Below are 16,508 nucleotides of genomic sequence, written 5' to 3'. Positions count from 1 at the left end.
GAGGCTGGCGGCGGGGGAGAGCCCCGCAGTGGTGGTGCGCCGCCCAGCCAGCTTTCAAATAAGTGACGGCAGAGAGACGAAACATCATGGCAACCGGCAAAGGTGCGGCAGCTTCCACCAAGGAAGACAAGTCCCAACCGTTTTCATTTGCTTCGGGGCCATTTGATCCAGCGACATGGCTGGAATGGTCCCGTCAGGCACAGGCTAACGGTGCGACGACCCAGCAGGGCATGCCTGGCATGCCCGTTATCCCCGGTTTCGAGGCATTGCAGGGTTCCGCCATGGCGGGCGTGAAGATCGCGCCCGATCAACTGGCCGACATCCAGCAACGCTACATGAAGGACTTCACCGCGCTCTGGCGAAGCATGGCCGAAGGCGGCGCCAATCCCGCCACGGCCCTTGCCGATCGCCGCTTTTCCGGCGATGCCTGGCGCAGCAGCGCAGCGTTCCACTACGCTGCCGCTTTCTACCTGATCAATGCGCGCGCCATGAATGAGCTGGCCGGCGCGGTCGAGGCCGACGCCAAGACCCGCCAGCGCATCCGCTTCGCGATCTCGCAATGGGTCGACGCCATGTCGCCGGCCAATTTCCTCGCCACCAATCCGGAGGCGCAGAAAAAGCTGATCGACTCCGGCGGCGAATCGCTGCGGGCCGGCGTGCGCAACATGCTCGACGACCTTGGCCGCGGCAAGATCTCGCAGACCGACGAATCCGCCTTCGAAGTGGGCCGCAACGTGGCCGTGACCGAAGGCGCGGTGGTCTACGAAAACGCCTACTTCCAGTTGCTGCAGTACAAGCCCGTCACCGACAAGGTGTTTGCGCGCCCGCTGCTGCTGGTGCCGCCTTGCATCAACAAGTACTACATCCTCGACCTGCAGCCGCAGACCTCGCTGGTGAGCTACATGGTGGAGCAGGGCCATACCGTCTACATGGTTTCCTGGCGCAATCCGGACGCCTCCATGGCCGAGCTCAGCTGGGATGACTACATCGAGCACGCCGCCATCCGCGCCATCGAAGTCACGCGCGAGATCAGCGGCCAGGACCAGATCAACGTACTGGGCTTCTGCGTGGGCGGCACCATCGTCTCCACCGCGCTGGCGGTGCTGGCCAAGCGCGGCGAGCGCCCCGCGGCCAGCCTGACGCTGCTGACCACGCTGCTCGATTTCGCCGATACCGGCGTGCTGGATGTATTCGTCGATGAAGCCCACGTCAAGCTGCGCGAAAACACCCTGGGCGGCGCGGCGGGCACGCCCTGCGCGCTGCTGCGCGGTGTGGAGCTGGCCAACACGTTCTCCTTCCTGCGTCCCAACGACCTGGTCTGGAACTACGTCGTCGACAACTACCTCAAGGGCAATACGCCGGTTCCGTTCGACCTGCTGTTCTGGAACGGCGACGCCACCAACCTGCCGGGCCCCTGGTATTGCTGGTACCTGCGCCATACTTACCTGCAGAACGAGCTCAAGGTAAGCTCAAGGTGCCGGGCAGGCTGACCGTGTGCAACGCGCCGGTGGACCTGGGCAGCATCGACGTGCCGACCTACGTCTACGGCTCGCGTGAAGACCACATCGTGCCGTGGATGTCGGCCTACGCCTCGACCGCGTTGCTCGAGAACAAGCTGCGTTTCGTGCTGGGCGCGTCGGGCCATATCGCCGGCGTGATCAACCCGCCGGCCAAGAAGAAGCGCAGCCACTGGACCAACGACAAGCTCCCCGCTTCGGCGCAGGAATGGCTCGACGGCGCCACCGAGCATGCCGGCAGCTGGTGGCCGGACTGGGCGGCCTGGCTGGCCAAGCAAGCCGGCGCGCGCAAGGCGGCCCCCGCCGAGTACGGCAACAAGGACTACCACGCCATCGAGCCGGCACCGGGCCGCTACGTCAAGGCGAAGGCATAGGCATAGGCATAGGCATAGGCATAGGCATAGGCATAGGCATAGGATTTGTACGGGCCGGCGCCCTGCGGGGCCGGCCTCTTTCACCCCTTATCTGCATCCAACTCGAGAGGACCTCCCAATGACTGACATTGTCATCGTATCCGCTGCCCGTACCGCGGTGGGCAAGTTCGGCGGCTCGCTCGCCAAGATCCCCGCGCCCGAGCTTGGCGCCATCGTCATCAAGGCTGCGCTTGAGCGTGCCGGTGTCAAGCCCGAGCAGGTCAGCGAAGTGATCATGGGCCAGGTGCTGGCGGCCGGCTCCGGCCAGAACCCGGCACGCCAGGCCGCGCTGAAGGCCGGCCTGCCCGTGATGGTGCCGGCGATGACCATCAACAAGGTCTGCGGCTCCGGCCTGAAGGCCGTGATGCTGGCCGCCAACGCCATTGCCGCAGGCGATGCGGAGATCGTGGTCGCCGGTGGCCAGGAAAACATGAGCGCCGCACCGCATGTGCTGCCGGGCTCGCGTGACGGCTTCCGCATGGGCGACGCCAAGCTGATCGACAGCATGATCGTCGACGGCCTGTGGGACGTCTACAACCAGTACCACATGGGTGTCACCGCCGAGAACGTTGCCAAGGAATACGGCATCACGCGCGAAGCGCAGGACGAATTCGCCGCCGGTTCGCAGAACAAGGCGGAAGCCGCCCAGAAGGCCGGCAGGTTCGACGAGGAAATCGTGCCGGTGCCGATTCCCCAGCGCAAGGGCGATCCGGTCATGTTCGCTACCGACGAATTCGTGCGCCACGGTGTCACGCAAGACGCGCTGGCTGGTCTCAAGCCCGCCTTTGACAAGGCGGGTACCGTGACCGCCGCCAACGCCTCGGGCCTGAACGACGGCGCCGCCGCGGTAGTGGTCATGTCGGCAGCCAAGGCCAAGGAACTCGGCCTGACCCCGCTGGCCACGATCCGCGCCTACGGCACCGCCGGTGTCGATCCCAAGGTGATGGGCATGGGCCCGGTGCCCGCGTCCAAGCGCTGCCTGTCGCGCGCCGGCTGGAGCGTGGAAGAGCTTGACCTGATGGAAATCAACGAAGCCTTCGCCGCCCAGGCCCTGGCCGTGCACAAGCAGATGGGCTGGGATACGTCCAAGGTCAACGTCAATGGCGGCGCCATTGCCATCGGCCACCCGATCGGTGCGTCGGGCTGCCGCGTGCTGGTCACGCTGCTGCACGAAATGAAGCGCCGCGACGCCCGCAAGGGCTTGGCATCGCTGTGCATCGGCGGCGGCATGGGCGTGGCGCTGGCGGTGGAACGCAAGTGACGAGCAAGTGATGATTTGCCTGACTTGCCGCAACGGATAAGCGTGCAAGCTGGTCTGAGGGGTGTGCTGGCGGGGGGAGGGCTTCTCGCCGCCGGCGTCAATAAAAACTAGCCATCAAGGAGTAGATATGACTCAGCGCATTGCATACGTAACAGGCGGCATGGGTGGCATCGGAACAGCCATCTGCCAGCGTCTGGCCAAGGATGGCTACAAGGTCGTGGCCGGTTGCGGCCCGAACTCGCCGCGCCGTGAAAAATGGCTCGAGCAGCAGAAGGCCCTGGGCTTCGATTTCGTCGCCTCGGAAGGCAATGTTGCCGACTGGGATTCGACCAAGACCGCGTTCGACAAGGTCAAGGCCGAAGTGGGCGAGGTCGACATCCTGATCAACAACGCCGGTATCACGCGCGACGTGGTGTTCCGCAAGATGACGCGCGCCGACTGGGATGCCGTGATCGACACCAACCTGACCTCGCTGTTCAACGTGACCAAGCAGGTGATCGATGGCATGGCGGATCGTGGCTTTGGCCGCATCGTCAACATCTCGTCGGTCAACGGCCAGAAGGGCCAGTTCGGCCAGACCAACTACTCCACCGCCAAGGCTGGCCTGCACGGCTTCACCATGGCGCTGGCGCAGGAAGTCGCGACCAAGGGCGTAACCGTGAATACGGTGTCGCCGGGCTATATCGCCACCGATATGGTCAAGTCGATCCGCCAGGACGTCCTGGACAAGATCGTCGGCACGATTCCGGTCAAGCGCCTGGGCGCACCGGAAGAGATTGCCTCGATCTGCGCGTGGCTGGCATCCGAAGAGTCGGGTTTCTCGACGGGCGCGGATTTCTCGCTGAACGGCGGCTTGCACATGGGGTAACGGACGGCGAGCCATCCCGGTTTTCCTGGATGGCTTTTTGTCTTGGGAAGGTCCTCTGCGGAGGACCTTTTTTCATTCTGCGGGCTTTCGGCAAGCCTCTTTCCCCGCAGCAATATTGCATCGCACACACCGCACCGCACCAGAGTGCGGGCGCGGCGCGGGATGGCGGGCCCCAAAACACCCGCAATCCTTTACCCCGTGCGGGTTTTCCTTAACGGGTCCGGCTTTCAATAGTGCCTTGTTGGGCATAGAATCAGGGCAGCGGCTAGCCCGCACCAAAATAGATCATGCGTTGCAGGTCGACACGTTGTATCCCCCGCTGGCGGTCCCTAATTGCGCACCGCACAGCGTGCGGTGCAGCAGCATGCAACAGCGACGATAAAAGGATAGAGCACGATGGCTACCACCAAGAAAGGCGCAGAGCGACTGATCAAGAAGTATCCAAACCGCCGGCTCTACGACACGCAGACCAGCACCTACATCACGCTAGCCGACGTCAAGCAGCTCGTGATGGATACCGAAGACTTCAAGGTGATCGACGCCAAGTCTGGCGATGAGCTCACGCGCAGCATCTTGCTGCAGATCATTCTCGAAGAAGAGACGGGCGGCGTGCCGATGTTCTCCAGCTCCATGCTGTCGCAGATCATCCGCTACTACGGCCACGCGATGCAGGGGATGATGGGCACCTACCTGGAAAAGAACATCCAGGCCTTCATCGACATCCAGAGCAAGCTGGCCGAGAACTCCAAGGGCCTGTACTCCGGCGAGCCCTTCAGCCCCGATATGTGGTCCCAGTTCATGAACATGCAGGGGCCGATGATGCAGGGGATGATGAGCAACTACATCGAGCAGAGCAAGAACCTGTTCGTGCAGATGCAGGAGCAGATGCAGAGCCAGGCCAAGAACATGTTTGGCACGTTCCCGTTCAACCAGCCGGACAAGAAGTAAGCTGGCGCGCGCCGCCGTGGCATGGCGGCGCGATACCGCATGGCAGGGCGACAGCGCAGCTGTTTGGTTGCCCGGGCCTGTCCAGGATGAGCCCAGGCGTCGGGCGCCCCCCCCACGGGCGTACAGTCACTAGCCCCCCCGACACCGCGTATTCCACCATCGGAATTCCATGTGGCCCGCTTTGCTCAAAGCGGGCTTCGTGCCACTTGATTGGCTGGCCGACGTGTCGGCACTCGTGAATATCGATCCGGCTCCCGGCACCCAAGAATTGAAGATCCCGGCCGACGTCTTGATCGGCTGACCTGCCTCGCCCGTCGATCGGTTAAAATCCCCGCATCCGGGTAGCGCGCAGCATCATCACGCTGTCCACCCCTCTCAAATGTGGCGATTCATACAGCGGACTCGCCTAGTACAGCGCGAATCCCAATGCCCTCCGCAATCCAAGACACAGGCCACGCGCCTCCCGCCGAGGCTATGCCCGTCCCGGCGGTCGGTTTCGGGTTCTTTCCCGCCTGTCGCCAGGAAAAGTGCTCGCCAGCCGCGCCCGCTTCCGCATGAGCCGGCTGTTCCTTGCTCCCATGGAGGGGCTTGCCGACTACGTGTTGCGCGACGTGCTGACCGCCACGGGCGCGTACGACGGGTGCGTGTCCGAGTTCGTCAGGGTGACGGGCTCCCTGCTGCCCGAGCGCGTCTACGAGAGAGACACCCCCGAGATCCTCGACGGAGGCCATACCCCCAGCGGCACGCCGATGGTGATCCAGTTGCTGGGGAGCGATCCTGAATGGTTGGCGGTGAATGCCGCCCAGGCAGCCCGGCTATCGCCGCATGGCGTGGACCTGAATTTCGGCTGCCCGGCCAAAGTCGTCAACCGGCACGGCGGCGGGGCCATGCTGCTGGCGGATCCCGAACTGCTGAACCGGATCGTTGCGTCCGTTCGCGCCGCGGTGCCTGCCAGCATTGCCGTGACCGCAAAGATGCGGCTTGGTGTGTCCGATACGGCGCTGGCGATCGACTGCGCCACGGCCCTGGCCGAAGGGGGCGCGGCGTCCCTGGTCGTGCATGCCAGGACCCGGGATCATGGCTACCGGCCGCCGGCCCACTGGGAATGGATCGCGCGTATCGATGCGGCGGTGGACGTGCCGGTCACTGCCAACGGCGAAGTCTGGACGGTGGCCGACTGGGAGCACTGCCGGGCGGTCAGCGGCTGCGCCGACGTGATGATCGGGCGGGGTGCCGTGTCGGATCCATTCCTGGCCTTGCGGATACGCGGGCTGATGGACAGGACGCCCTCTGCCGAGGAATGGCCGTTGGTGCTCCGCCATATCGCTGGCTACCTGAAGAAGCTGCAGGCCAATGACGATTGCGCTCACGAGCACGGACGCGTCAAGCTGTGGCTCAGCTACCTGAAACGGACCTGGCCGCAGGCTGCCGAGCTGCATGCAGCCATCCGGCGCCTGCAAGGGGCGCGGGAGGTTCAGGCGGTGATCGAGAGCGCCCTGGAGGGCATGCTGGCGACATCACCCTCGTTACATTAGGCGCACGAGCAGACGCGACCATCAGAGGCGTATGCGCGCGCATCGTTCAGAAGTCCATCGTGGCCGAGAGAATGAAGGTGCGCGGGGCGCCCAGGGCCAAACTGGACAACAGCGGCATTCCCCAATAGGCCTTGTTTGTTACGTTGGTGACGCTGGCCCGCACGGTCAGCGGATGGCTGGAGACCTTGGTGGCATAGCGTGTGCCCAGGTCATACACCGTGTGGCCCGGCACCGACAGCGAGTTGTCGGCACTGATGTATTGCTTGGATACGGCGGTCGCATTGGCGGTCAGCGTCAAGCCTGGCACGGCGGAGGTGTCCCACTCCACGCCCAGCTTGCCTTGCAGCTTCGGTACACCGGTTGCCTGCTTGCCCTGGTTGATACCCCCGGCAGTCTTGGTGAGCTTGGGGTCCACATAGGCGATGCCACCCATCAAGCGCACGCCGGGCAGCGGCGAGCCGAAGAAGCCCCACTCGACCCCCCGGTTGCGCTGCTCTCCGCCAAAGGAAAAGACGTTGGTGGAAATGTCGGTGTAGCTGCTTGGCCGCTCGATTTCATACAAGCTGACCGTGTGGGCGAATTCGCCGAGATCGAGCTTGAGGCCGATTTCCTTCTGCTTGGTCTTGGACGGCGGAAACAGCTCTCCCGCATTGGCGGCAGTTGCCGGCGCGGTCTGGCCCTTGCTCAACCCTTCAATATAATTGCCGTACACGGAAATATGGTTCGTGGCCTTGACCAGCAGCGCGGCCGCAGGCGTCATGGCGCTTGCGTCATAGCGGGCACTGCGCGCCCCGGTCGTGAGGCTGAAGGTATCGGTGAGCACTTCCTGGTGACGCACGCCCAGCGTCAGTTGCACCCTGTCCTGTGCAAAAGACAGGGTATCCGCTACGCCGTAGCTGGTCAGGCGCGTTTCCGTGTGGAGGGTCGGCGGCCAACGCGTTGCGGCGGCTGGGCCCCAGACCGGGTTGTAGATGTTGGTGGTCCAGTCCGCGCCCGGGACCGATCTGCGGCCATAGTCCCTTTCAGTGTCCGAGTAGTGCGTGACGTTCAAAGCCCATTGATGCTTGACGCTGCCGGTTTGGAACTTGCCCTTCAATCCAGCTTCCCCCGATGTCTTTTCAATATCGAAGGCCAGTTGGCCCATGCTGTGCCGAACATCTCCCGCCGCGTTGAGCACCTGGGCCGACATCGTACCGTTGTACTTGTAGTTGGTCCTGCTGGTGCCGAAGGCTGCATAGGCCGTCAGTTGTTCGCTCACGTCGAATTCGCCGCGGACGATCGCACCCTTGTCCCTGGTGTTGACGAAGGACCAATCCGGGTTCAGCAGGGTTTCGGGCCTGGGTGGCTTGGGCACTGCCACGCCGGGGGCCAGATTGATGCCTCGGGTCACGCCGTCCACGCGGTCATCGCTGCTGTAGAGGTCGGCAGAGACGCGAGCGCGCTCGCCCCGCCAGTCCAGCCCGAGGGATGCGAACTGGGTTTTCTTTTCCTGCAGGTTGACCGCTCCCTCTCCATCCCGATAGACCCCGTTGAAGCGAATGCCGAACTGCTTGTTCTCACCAAAGCGCCGCCCAAGGTCCACGTGTCCGCCGAACTGCGCATTGGACATGTAGGTCGCCGTCAGTCGCGTCAGCGGCTCATCGCCCGCGCGCTTGGGCACCAGATTGACGGTGCCGCCCACCGAGCCACCCGGAGGCATGCCGTTGAGCAGGGCCGATGGGCCTTTCAATACTTCGATACGCTCGAACATTTCGGGGGTGGTGCGGTAGTACGGCGCCATGCCGAACAGGCCGCCGATGGCGATATCGCTGGTGTTGGAGGCGAAGCCGCGGATGGAGTAGTTCTCGCTCCAGGCGCCGGTGACGCCGTTGCTGAACACGGTGGGATCGGTGGCGGCGATCACCTCGGTGATGTCCTTGGCCTGCCGGTCTTCGATGAACTTGTCCGTATAGCCGATGGTGGAAAACGGCGTTTCCATGAAATCCTTGTCGCCCAGCAGCCCCACGCGGCTGCCGGACGCCACCTGCCCGCCGGCGTAGGCGTCGATCGCTGAGCTCGCCTGTACCGTCACCGCCGGTAACGTAACCCCACTTTCAGCTGCTTGACTTTGCGTCTGTTGGGCCGTCCGGCTTAGCGTGTAGCAGCCGTTGGCCTCGCGCACTGCCTGCAGACCGTGCCCGCGTAGCAGTTCGGTGAAGCCCTCGCGCACGCTGTAGCTGCCGGACAGCCCCTGGCTATTCTTGCCTTGGAGCAGGCTCGCATCCACGGTCAGTTCGACACCGGCCGCAGCGGCATAGGCATTGAGCGCCTCGCCCAGCGGGCCGGTCGGCACGTTGAAGCGGCTCCGGGCATCCACCGCCTGGCCGGTGCTTTGTGCGAGTGCCGGCGGGGCGGCCAAGGCCAGGGCGCCCACGGTCAGCCCCAGCAGCAGCATCGTCGGCACGGCGGTGGCGGCGGCGCGGTTCAGGGCAAAGGCGGGATGGGGGCGCACCGCCTGCTGTGCAGGTCGCGTGATGCGATGGTGACGTTTGGTCATTACAAGCTCTTCTCCGTTGAGATTGGGTTGGTTTTCAGCACGTCTTGCGAGTGAGAAAGCTATGGCGAATACGAATCATTACGTTTTTGGCTTAGGGCTAGGGACCGGCCCGGAACAGATCAGTGCTGATAGCCCTTGATGACGTCGTCGATCACGAGCTTCAAGGAGGTCGGGCTGGCGGCGGTGACGTACCACGCTTCGGCATCAACGAAGACCACACGGCCGTTCTTCCAGGCGTTGGTCTGCCGCAGCAGCGGGTTGCCCATGCTCCCGGCATCCATGACCGGACGGCGCTCCATCACGGCCGTCCGGTCCACCACGAAAATGATGTCGGGGTTGGCCTGTTGGATGAATTCGCTGGAAATCGGCTGGCCATGCAGGCCGGTCTCGACAGTCGGGCTGGCCGGTTTCACGCCCAGGGCATTGAAGACGAACCCGTAGCGGGAATGCACGCCAAAGGAACTGAAGGCGCCGTTGTTGTGCAGAACGACAAGCGCCTTCTCGAGACGGCCCTGGGTCATGCGCCTGGCCTCCTCGACCTTGGCGTCCAGTTCAGCCGCTTTCTGCCGGGCGAGTCCTTCCTTGCCAAAGATTCGCCCCAGGGTCATGAGGTGGTCCTTGATGACCTCGATGTGCTTGACCTGGCTATCCCGGTAGTCCACATCGAAATGAATCGTCGGAGCGATCTCGCTCAGTTCCTTGTAGTGGTTCGCCTGGAGCGAGGTGATCAGGATCAGTTCAGGCCTGGCCGCATGAACCCGCTCCAGATTGGGCTGAACGATCGAGCCCAGATCCTGAACGTCCGGGGCGTCCTTGTACCTGGCGAGGAAGTGCGGGACGAAATCCTTCGGCATGCCAACGACAGGGACACCCAGTTGGTCGAGGAAATCGACTTCATTCATGTCGAGGGCGGCCGCGCGTTGCGGAAGGTGCTCGACGACGGTCGTTCCCAGCTTGTGCTGGACCGTGACGGGCGCGAACGCTTCCCGCGCAGGCCGGTTGGCAGAAGCCGGCTGTGCGGTTGCCTTTGGCGGTTCGGCTGGTTTCTGGTCGCACCCCTGCACCGCGACGGTGGCGGCCATCAGCAGGGCTAACGCCCAACGCCTGTTTCTGTGATTCCGGGTCATTTTAGTTCTCCTGATGGATTGAAGTAGTTGCATACGCATCCTCGCTCACTGCGCACGATTTCGAAGTCCAGTCCATACAGTTCCTGCAGCCGTGTCTCGGTCACGGCCTCCACGACGGGGCCGCAGAAGCGAACCATGCCGCCCTTCAATGCGACGATGTGATCGGAGTAGTTGGCAGCGAAATTGATGTCGTGGATCACCAGGATCACGGTGCGCCCGTGCTCGTCACACAAGCGGCGAAGCGCGCGCATGATCTGGACGGCATGCTTCATGTCGAGGTTGTTGAGTGGCTCGTCCAGCAGCAGAACATTGGTCTGCTGGGCAATGGTCATCGCCAGGAAGGCCATCTGGCGCTGCCCTCCGCTGATTTCGTCGATGTAGGTCCCGCGCAGCGCTTCCAGCGACAGGAACGCGATGGCCTCGTCGATCGCGCGGTGGTCCTCGGGGGTGAGCGCACCGCGGCTGTAGGGGAAGCGCCCCCCGATCAGGATGTCGCCCTGGGTCGGCTCCAGCAGGCGCGCGATCATCATCAGCAGCGTCGTTTTGCCTGCGCCGTTGGGGCCGATGAGAGAAGTCACGCGCTGCGCCGGGAATTGCGCGCTGACGCCTGAAAGGACGGACTTGGCGCCGTAGGCCTTGTGAATGTTGTGAACGGTGATCATGCGATGCCTCGGGTGCGAACCATCAGCGCGAGGAAATATGCGCCACACACCAGGTTGACGAGAATGCTGACGGTGGTCTTGTAGTTGAAGACGTGTTCGACCAGGAGCTGGGCCACGATGAAGATGCCGATGGCGATCGCGCAGCCTATGGGCAGCGTGACCCGATGCCTGGAAGTCCGGGCCATCGCATAGGCGATGTTCGCAACGAAGATCCCCATGAAGGCCGTGGGCCCGAGCAGGCTGGTCGAGACTGCCACGAGAGCCGCGATCAGCGCGAAGTAGAGCCTCACGTACCGCTGGTAATCGACCCCTAGGGAAATGGCCTGGTCGCGGCCCAGCGAGAGCACGTCGAGGATCGGCAGGGTCTTCAGCCCTGGCAGGCACACGGCCGCGGCCAGAAGGGCCGAATAGAGCAACTGCTCGGGTTGTGCCCTGTTGAAGGATGTGTAGCTGAAGCCCTGGAGAACGGCGAACTCGCCCGGGCTGATCCTGAGCTGGACGAACTGTGTGACAGTGCCGATCACCATGGTCAGCACCAGTCCCAGCAGGAGGAGGAAATACACGTTGTACCTGCCGTTGCGCAAAAGCCACCGATGGATGGCCCACGAATAGGCGAGCATCAACAGGATGGAGAGGAAAAAGTTGCCGCTCTGGCCGAGTACCACCTGGCCATGCGTGCCCATGGCCAGGATCAGCAGCGACTGCAACAGCAGATAGACCGCCTCGTACCCCATGATCGCTGGCGTCAGAATCCGGTTGCCCGCGATGGTCTGGAACGTGATCGAGGAGAAGGCGACGCAGATTCCGCCGATGACGATGGCGGCCAGCCGGGCGAGCCGTTTGGGAATGACGTAGTCGAGGTCGAATCCGGATCGCACGAGGACGAAAGCCGCGGCCAAGGCGATGACCGCCATCCAGAGGGCATATCGGGGGGGCGCGCGCCTCATTTCTTCTTCCAGATGATGAGCACGAGGAACAGCACGCCGCCGACGCTGCCTGCGGTCAGGCCGATGGGCACCTCGAACGGGTAGATGAGCAGGCGGCCGAGAATGTCGCAGGCCAGCAGCAGCGACGCGCCGCCCAGAGCGACGATCGGCAGCGTCCGGCCCAGGTTGTCGCCGTGATGCAGCGCGACCAGGTTGGGGATGACCAGCCCGACGAAGGGGATCGCGCCGACGGTGATGACCGTAGCGGACACGGTGACCGCCACCAGCATCAGCCCGAGCGCCGCCGTTGCCGAATAGCTCAGCCCCAGGCTGGTGGCCATGCCTTCGCCCATGCCGAGCACGGTGAAGCGGTGCGCATACAGGTAGGCGAGCGCGACGATCGGCAGGATCAGGTAGATGATCTCGTAGTTGCCCTGGACGACCTTGGAGAAATCGCCGAGCAGCCAGCCCTGCATGCTCTGCAGGATGTTGTAGCGGTAGGCGTAGAACTCGGCCACGGCACTCAGCACGCTGCCGTACATGAGGCCGATGACCGGCACGAGGACGGTGTTCCTGAATTTGATGCGGCGGATGATCGCCACATAGGCCAGGCTCGCGGCGAAGCAGAAGACCAGCGCGAACAGCATCCGGCCCATCGTGCCGCCGGCGGGCGCCAGCGTCATCGACACCAGGATGCCGAGCTTGGCCGCATCCAGTCCGCCCGAGGTGGCCGGTTCGACGAACTTGTTGCGCACGATCTGCTGAAGGATCACGCCGCAGACGGACAGGCCTACGCCGGTCAGAACAAGCGCCGCCAAGCGGGGCAGGCGGCTGGCTGTCACCGTCAGCCAGGCATCGCCCGACAGCGAGAACACCTGCGACCATGCCATCTGGCGGGCGCCAACCAGCAGCGAGGCGCCGCAGAGGATGGCGAACAACCCAAGCCAACGTGCGCGCATCAGCAGCGGTCTCCGTTCGACGCCGCCGCGATGCGCCAGCCTCTGGCGGCCCGGGCGCTGGGCAAGGAAGTGCGCGTAGCGCCCCTGGCTCGCGCGCAATGGCGCGGGCGAACCCTGCTCGACGACCTTGCCGCCATCGAGCACCACGATCTGGTCGGCCATTGCCACCGTCGAGAGTTGGTGCGCGATGACGATCAGCGTGCGCTTGCCGCGCAGACGCGCCAGCGCCTCGGCGATGGCGGCCTGGTTCTCCACGTCCAGCGCGGCGGTGGCTTCGTCCACCAGCAGGATGGGCGCGTCCTTGATCAGCGCGCGGGCGATGGCGATGCGTTGGCGCTCGCCGCCCGACAGGCGTGCGCCGCCTTCGCCGACCGGGGTGTCGATGCCCTGCGGCAGGCGCTCGATGATCTCGGTCACGCCGGCCTGCCGCGCAGCGTCCGTGATCTCGACATCGTTGGCATTGGGTTTGCCGATGCGGATGTTGTCGGCAATGCTGCCCGCAAACAGGTAGTTGTCCTGGAAGATCTGACTGATCTGGCCGGCCAACTGCGCGTTGGACATCTGCCGCACGTCCACGCCACCGACGAGTACGCTGCCCTGGCTCACATCGAAGAAGCGTGCGATCAGCCGCACCAGTGTGGTCTTGCCCGACCCGGAGGCGCCAATCAGCGCGGTCATGCTGCCCGGCGCGATGCGCAGGTTCACGCCGTTCAGCACATCGGGTTGATCCGGTGTGTAGCGGAAGCTCACCTCGCGCAGCTCGATCGACGCATCACGCGGTGCCTGCGGCTGGTCCGGTTCCGGCAAGGGCTCGACCGCAAGGATCTCGCGCACCGCGTCGAGCTGGCCGCGCGCGCCGCGCAGGACCTCGCCATAGCCGGCCACGTCCAGCAGCGGATCGATGTAGCGGTTGGCCAGCAGCAGCGCCACGATGACGGCGACGACCGAGTCCGCTTCCAGCGCGCCGCCCAGGTAGGCGTCGAGCCACAACGCGGCGGCGATCAGCAACGCGGCGAAGACGGCCTGCACCACCCAGGCGTTGAGCGCCGTGGACGTCGCCGACAGATAGATCAACCGCGCGCCGGAGTGGCGTTGCTGGTCGATGGCCTGTTCAAGCAAGCGCGTGCTGCCGCCTTCACCGTTGAACGCGCGCAGTACCGACTGGGCTTGGGCGAACTCGACCATGCGCTGGCTGGTGTGGGCGAAGTGGCGATGGAAGGTGTGGTCGGCGCGCCGGCCTAGGCGAGCGGCGCTCAGGAACGCGCCGATCAGGATCGGCAGCGCCACCAGCGCGATCAAGCCCATCGGCCAGTGCCGCGCGAACAGCGCGGCCACGATCACCACCGGTGTCACGGCGCCGCTGATCACCGGCGTGAGCACGTGTGCGGGAAGCTGGGCCACTGCCATCATGCCGTTCGTGATGACATGGCCAAGCCGGGCGCTGTTCTGCGGCGTGAACCAGCCGACGGGCAGGCGGGCAACGTGGTCGCCGATCCGCTGGCGCGCGCCCTGCAGGACGGCAACACCCACGCGCACGCCGGCCTTCTCCACCTTGCGCCGCCAGCCCCAGCAGGCCGTCATGCCGGCCAGCAGCACGATGAGCCACAGCGCCGCGCCGCGCGTATCGCCGGCCAGAAGGCGGCCGAGAATGGGCACCAGCGTGGTGATGGTCAGCCCGCTAAGCAGGCCATAGAACACGGCCATCCAGGCGTAGCGGCGGAAGACGGGCGCATCGTCGCCCAGCAGTTGAATGAAGGTTTTCAGCATGACGGCACCGCCAGCTCCTGGGGTTCTTCATAGCCGCCCAGCGTCCATAGCCGTGCGTAGCGGCCTTTGCGCGCGATCAGCTCGGCGTGGCGGCCTTGCTCGTGGATCGTGCCGTTCTCGATCACGATGATGTGGTCGGCGTGCATCACCGTGTCGAGCCGGTGTGCAATGATCAGCAGCGTGCGGCCTTGCGCGAAGCGCGACAGCGCGTCCTGGATCGCCACCTCGTTCTCGGCGTCGGCGGCCGCGGTGGCTTCGTCGAGCACGAGCACGGGCGGATCGAGCAGCACGGCACGGGCGATGCTCACGCGCTGCTGCTCGCCACCGGAGAGCAGCGCGTCCTCGCCTATCATCGAGTCGTAGCCGCGCGGCAGGCCCAGGATGCGCTCATGAATGTTCGCGGCGCGCGCGGCGTCCTCGATCTCCTGCTGGCTGGCCGAGGGCCGGCCCAGCGCGATGTTCTCGCGTATGCTGGCGTGGATGAGGCGCACCTCCTGCAGCACGAAACCGATGCGCTGGTACAGTTCCGAGGTCTCGATATGCCTCAAATCCACGCCGCCGAGCGTGATGTGCCCATCGGTCGGGTCGAAGAAGCGCAGCAGCAGCCTGGCCAGGGTCGATTTGCCAGCACCGGACGCGCCGACGATGGCGGTCACCGTGCCGGGCTTGAGGGTGAAGCTGACGTCCGACAGCACCTTGTTCCGCGCGTCGTAGGCGTAGCCGACGTGCTCAACGCGGATTTCGGTGCCCGTGGGCGACTGCCGCCTATCGGGCGCCGGCTGCTCCAGCACAGGCGTCCCCAGCAGCGCCTGCACGCGCTGGGCGGCACCGGTGGCATGGCGCAGGTCATGGGTGATGTAGTGCAGCAGCAGCAACGGCGCCGAGAGGCCCGGTGCCACCAGAGCGAACGGCAGCACGTCCACCGGGGTAATCCAGCCCAGGCTCACGAACAGCGTGCCGAAGACCAGCACCACGCCCAGCACCGCCACCGGCGCGATCATCGCGTTGGCGTTGGCCATCGAGCCCACGAGGGGACGGGTGAACCCGATGAAGGCTTGGGCGAAGGCATCGACTGCCTCGCGGTAGGCGCCGTGCGACCAATGCCTTCATGTTCGCCCCGCTGGCGTTCATGGCTCTGCCAAAGAACAGGAAGAAGGCGGGGAACGGCAGGATCGAGACGATGGCCATGCGCCAGTCCATCGCGAACAGGTAGATGACCGAGATCAGGATGGCGCCCACGGCGCGCCCCACCGTCGTATAGAAGTGCGCGGTCAGGCTGTGCAGCGTGCCGATGTCGTCCTGCATGGCCTGCTTGACCTCGCCCGATGCGCGGCTGGTGAACCAGCCCAGCGGCACGCGGGCCAGCCGCTGCGTGGCCGCCAGGCGCAGGTGATGGGTGATGCGGTTGTCGGCCACGTGGGCGGTCAGTTCCCCAGCGGACACCAGCGCCATGCCGACGAACAGGCTCACCACACTGGCAATGACGGTCCACCAGACTTCGCCCTGCACTTGCGCCCGTGCCGCCGCCGCGATGTCGGTGCCGCCGAGGACGATCTTCGCGATATGCGCGATGCCGGCCAGCGGTACCAGCGTGAGCATGGCGCCCACGCCGGCCAGTGCTGCGGCGACGATCAGTTGCCCACGGATGGGGTTCAATACCCGGCTGACCGGGCCGGGTCCCTTGGGTTTGGCCGCAGCCGCGTCACGAGTGTTCATGAAAAAGAAACGTCCAGAGATTCAGAAAGGTGGGATGGCTCTCCCCCTGTCTTGCGAACGAGAAGGCGAGACCCCATCCACGCCGGCCGCTCGGTGGCATCGACCTCGCGCAGGCCACGGTCGTGGTCCGCACCGCGCAGAATGGCGGCCGAGGGGTTGCTGCCTTCCAGGGCACTCGAAGGGTCGGTCATGGAGGACTCCAGGGAATCGAAATGAGAATTAGTTGCATGACTATAAACTAATTGACGAAAGGCTGGCAAGGCGGCTACATGG

Annotated in this window: 13 protein-coding genes and 2 pseudogenes; 6 read left to right on the top strand and 9 right to left on the bottom strand. The window is 64.7% G+C overall.

Annotated features, from left to right (window positions below):
• Positions 1–86 precede the first annotated feature (86 nt).
• The 6 genes and pseudogenes from phaC to OR16_RS00220 all read left to right on the top strand — a co-directional run bounded on the left by phaC (position 87) and on the right by OR16_RS00220 (position 6,542).
• Positions 87–1,891: pseudogene (gene phaC, locus OR16_RS00240) on the top strand (class I poly(R)-hydroxyalkanoic acid synthase).
• 118 nt (positions 1,892–2,009) lie between these two features.
• Complete coding sequence (locus OR16_RS00235) at positions 2,010–3,191, top strand: acetyl-CoA C-acetyltransferase (RefSeq protein WP_006155940.1); 1,182 nt, start codon at positions 2,010–2,012, stop codon at positions 3,189–3,191.
• Positions 3,192–3,318: 127 nt separating this feature from the next.
• Positions 3,319–4,059 carry a 3-ketoacyl-ACP reductase gene (locus tag OR16_RS00230; protein ID WP_006155939.1) on the top strand — a complete coding sequence of 247 codons (741 nt, stop codon included), beginning with the start codon at positions 3,319–3,321 and terminating at the stop codon, positions 4,057–4,059.
• A gap of 396 nt (positions 4,060–4,455) precedes the next feature.
• Complete coding sequence (gene phaR, locus OR16_RS00225) at positions 4,456–5,007, top strand: polyhydroxyalkanoate synthesis repressor PhaR (protein WP_006155938.1); 552 nt, start codon at positions 4,456–4,458, stop codon at positions 5,005–5,007.
• Between the two features lie 169 nt (positions 5,008–5,176).
• Entirely contained in the window at positions 5,177–5,308 is a 132-nt protein-coding gene (locus OR16_RS47130; protein WP_272942808.1) for a hypothetical protein, read from the top strand.
• Between the two features lie 253 nt (positions 5,309–5,561).
• Positions 5,562–6,542 (top strand): tRNA dihydrouridine synthase, encoded by a 981-nt coding sequence (locus OR16_RS00220; RefSeq protein WP_043417858.1) that lies wholly within the window; start codon positions 5,562–5,564, stop codon positions 6,540–6,542.
• Positions 6,543–6,588: 46 nt separating this feature from the next.
• On the opposite strand, the gene OR16_RS00215 is transcribed toward OR16_RS00220, so the two are convergent.
• The 9 genes and pseudogenes from OR16_RS00215 to OR16_RS43315 all read right to left on the bottom strand — a co-directional run bounded on the left by OR16_RS00215 (position 6,589) and on the right by OR16_RS43315 (position 16,426).
• Positions 6,589–9,078: a TonB-dependent receptor gene (locus tag OR16_RS00215; RefSeq protein ID WP_006155936.1), complete on the bottom strand. Its 2,490-nt coding sequence runs from the start codon at positions 9,076–9,078 to the stop codon at positions 6,589–6,591.
• 119 nt (positions 9,079–9,197) lie between these two features.
• Entirely contained in the window at positions 9,198–10,205 is a 1,008-nt protein-coding gene (locus OR16_RS00210) for a siderophore ABC transporter substrate-binding protein (protein ID WP_043417836.1), read from the bottom strand.
• Positions 10,202–10,867 carry an ABC transporter ATP-binding protein gene (locus OR16_RS00205; RefSeq protein WP_006155934.1) on the bottom strand — a complete coding sequence of 222 codons (666 nt, stop codon included), beginning with the start codon at positions 10,865–10,867 and terminating at the stop codon, positions 10,202–10,204. The genes OR16_RS00210 and OR16_RS00205 overlap by 4 nt, the downstream gene beginning before the upstream one ends.
• Positions 10,864–11,814, bottom strand: a complete 951-nt coding sequence (locus OR16_RS00200; RefSeq protein WP_006155933.1) for an iron chelate uptake ABC transporter family permease subunit — start codon at positions 11,812–11,814, stop codon at positions 10,864–10,866. Before OR16_RS00200 ends, OR16_RS00205 begins: the two co-directional genes overlap by 4 nt.
• The gene (locus OR16_RS00195) at positions 11,811–12,752 is read right to left on the bottom strand and encodes an ABC transporter permease (RefSeq protein ID WP_043417835.1); all 942 of its coding nucleotides are present in this window, start codon (positions 12,750–12,752) and stop codon (positions 11,811–11,813) included. Before OR16_RS00195 ends, OR16_RS00200 begins: the two co-directional genes overlap by 4 nt.
• Positions 12,752–14,519 (bottom strand): annotated as a pseudogene (locus tag OR16_RS00190) (ABC transporter ATP-binding protein). Before OR16_RS00190 ends, OR16_RS00195 begins: the two are co-directional and overlap by 1 nt.
• On the bottom strand, positions 14,513–15,175 hold the full coding sequence (locus OR16_RS45060; protein WP_237716865.1) for an ABC transporter ATP-binding protein: 663 nt from the start codon (positions 15,173–15,175) through the stop codon (positions 14,513–14,515). The pseudogene OR16_RS00190 and the gene OR16_RS45060 overlap by 7 nt, the downstream one beginning before the upstream one ends.
• Before the next feature lie 190 nt (positions 15,176–15,365).
• Positions 15,366–16,235, bottom strand: a complete 870-nt coding sequence (locus OR16_RS45055) for an ABC transporter transmembrane domain-containing protein (RefSeq protein WP_237716863.1) — start codon at positions 16,233–16,235, stop codon at positions 15,366–15,368.
• On the bottom strand, positions 16,232–16,426 hold the full coding sequence (locus tag OR16_RS43315) for a hypothetical protein (RefSeq protein ID WP_141639807.1): 195 nt from the start codon (positions 16,424–16,426) through the stop codon (positions 16,232–16,234). The genes OR16_RS45055 and OR16_RS43315 overlap by 4 nt, the downstream gene beginning before the upstream one ends.
• Between the last annotated feature and the right edge of the window lie 82 nt (positions 16,427–16,508).

Source organism: Cupriavidus basilensis OR16 (assembly GCF_000243095.1).
GTDB lineage: Bacteria > Pseudomonadota > Gammaproteobacteria > Burkholderiales > Burkholderiaceae > Cupriavidus > Cupriavidus basilensis_D.
This window is presented reverse-complemented; position numbering and strand designations above follow the sequence as displayed.

What these genes read in the sequence shown, in the direction of transcription:
- OR16_RS00235 (WP_006155940.1), top strand. Translation starts at nt 2,010, where the DNA reads ATGACTGACATTGTCATCGTATCCGCTGCCCGTACCGCGGTGGGCAAG.
- OR16_RS00230 (WP_006155939.1), top strand. Translation starts at nt 3,319, where the DNA reads ATGACTCAGCGCATTGCATACGTAACAGGCGGCATGGGTGGCATCGGA.
- phaR (WP_006155938.1), top strand. Translation starts at nt 4,456, where the DNA reads ATGGCTACCACCAAGAAAGGCGCAGAGCGACTGATCAAGAAGTATCCA.
- OR16_RS47130 (WP_272942808.1), top strand. Translation starts at nt 5,177, where the DNA reads ATGTGGCCCGCTTTGCTCAAAGCGGGCTTCGTGCCACTTGATTGGCTG.
- OR16_RS00220 (WP_043417858.1), top strand. Translation starts at nt 5,562, where the DNA reads ATGAGCCGGCTGTTCCTTGCTCCCATGGAGGGGCTTGCCGACTACGTG.
- OR16_RS00215 (WP_006155936.1), bottom strand. Translation starts at nt 9,078, where the DNA reads ATGACCAAACGTCACCATCGCATCACGCGACCTGCACAGCAGGCGGTG.
- OR16_RS00210 (WP_043417836.1), bottom strand. Translation starts at nt 10,205, where the DNA reads ATGACCCGGAATCACAGAAACAGGCGTTGGGCGTTAGCCCTGCTGATG.
- OR16_RS00205 (WP_006155934.1), bottom strand. Translation starts at nt 10,867, where the DNA reads ATGATCACCGTTCACAACATTCACAAGGCCTACGGCGCCAAGTCCGTC.
- OR16_RS00200 (WP_006155933.1), bottom strand. Translation starts at nt 11,814, where the DNA reads ATGAGGCGCGCGCCCCCCCGATATGCCCTCTGGATGGCGGTCATCGCC.
- OR16_RS00195 (WP_043417835.1), bottom strand. Translation starts at nt 12,752, where the DNA reads ATGCGCGCACGTTGGCTTGGGTTGTTCGCCATCCTCTGCGGCGCCTCG.
- OR16_RS45055 (WP_237716863.1), bottom strand. Translation starts at nt 16,235, where the DNA reads ATGAACACTCGTGACGCGGCTGCGGCCAAACCCAAGGGACCCGGCCCG.
- OR16_RS43315 (WP_141639807.1), bottom strand. Translation starts at nt 16,426, where the DNA reads ATGACCGACCCTTCGAGTGCCCTGGAAGGCAGCAACCCCTCGGCCGCC.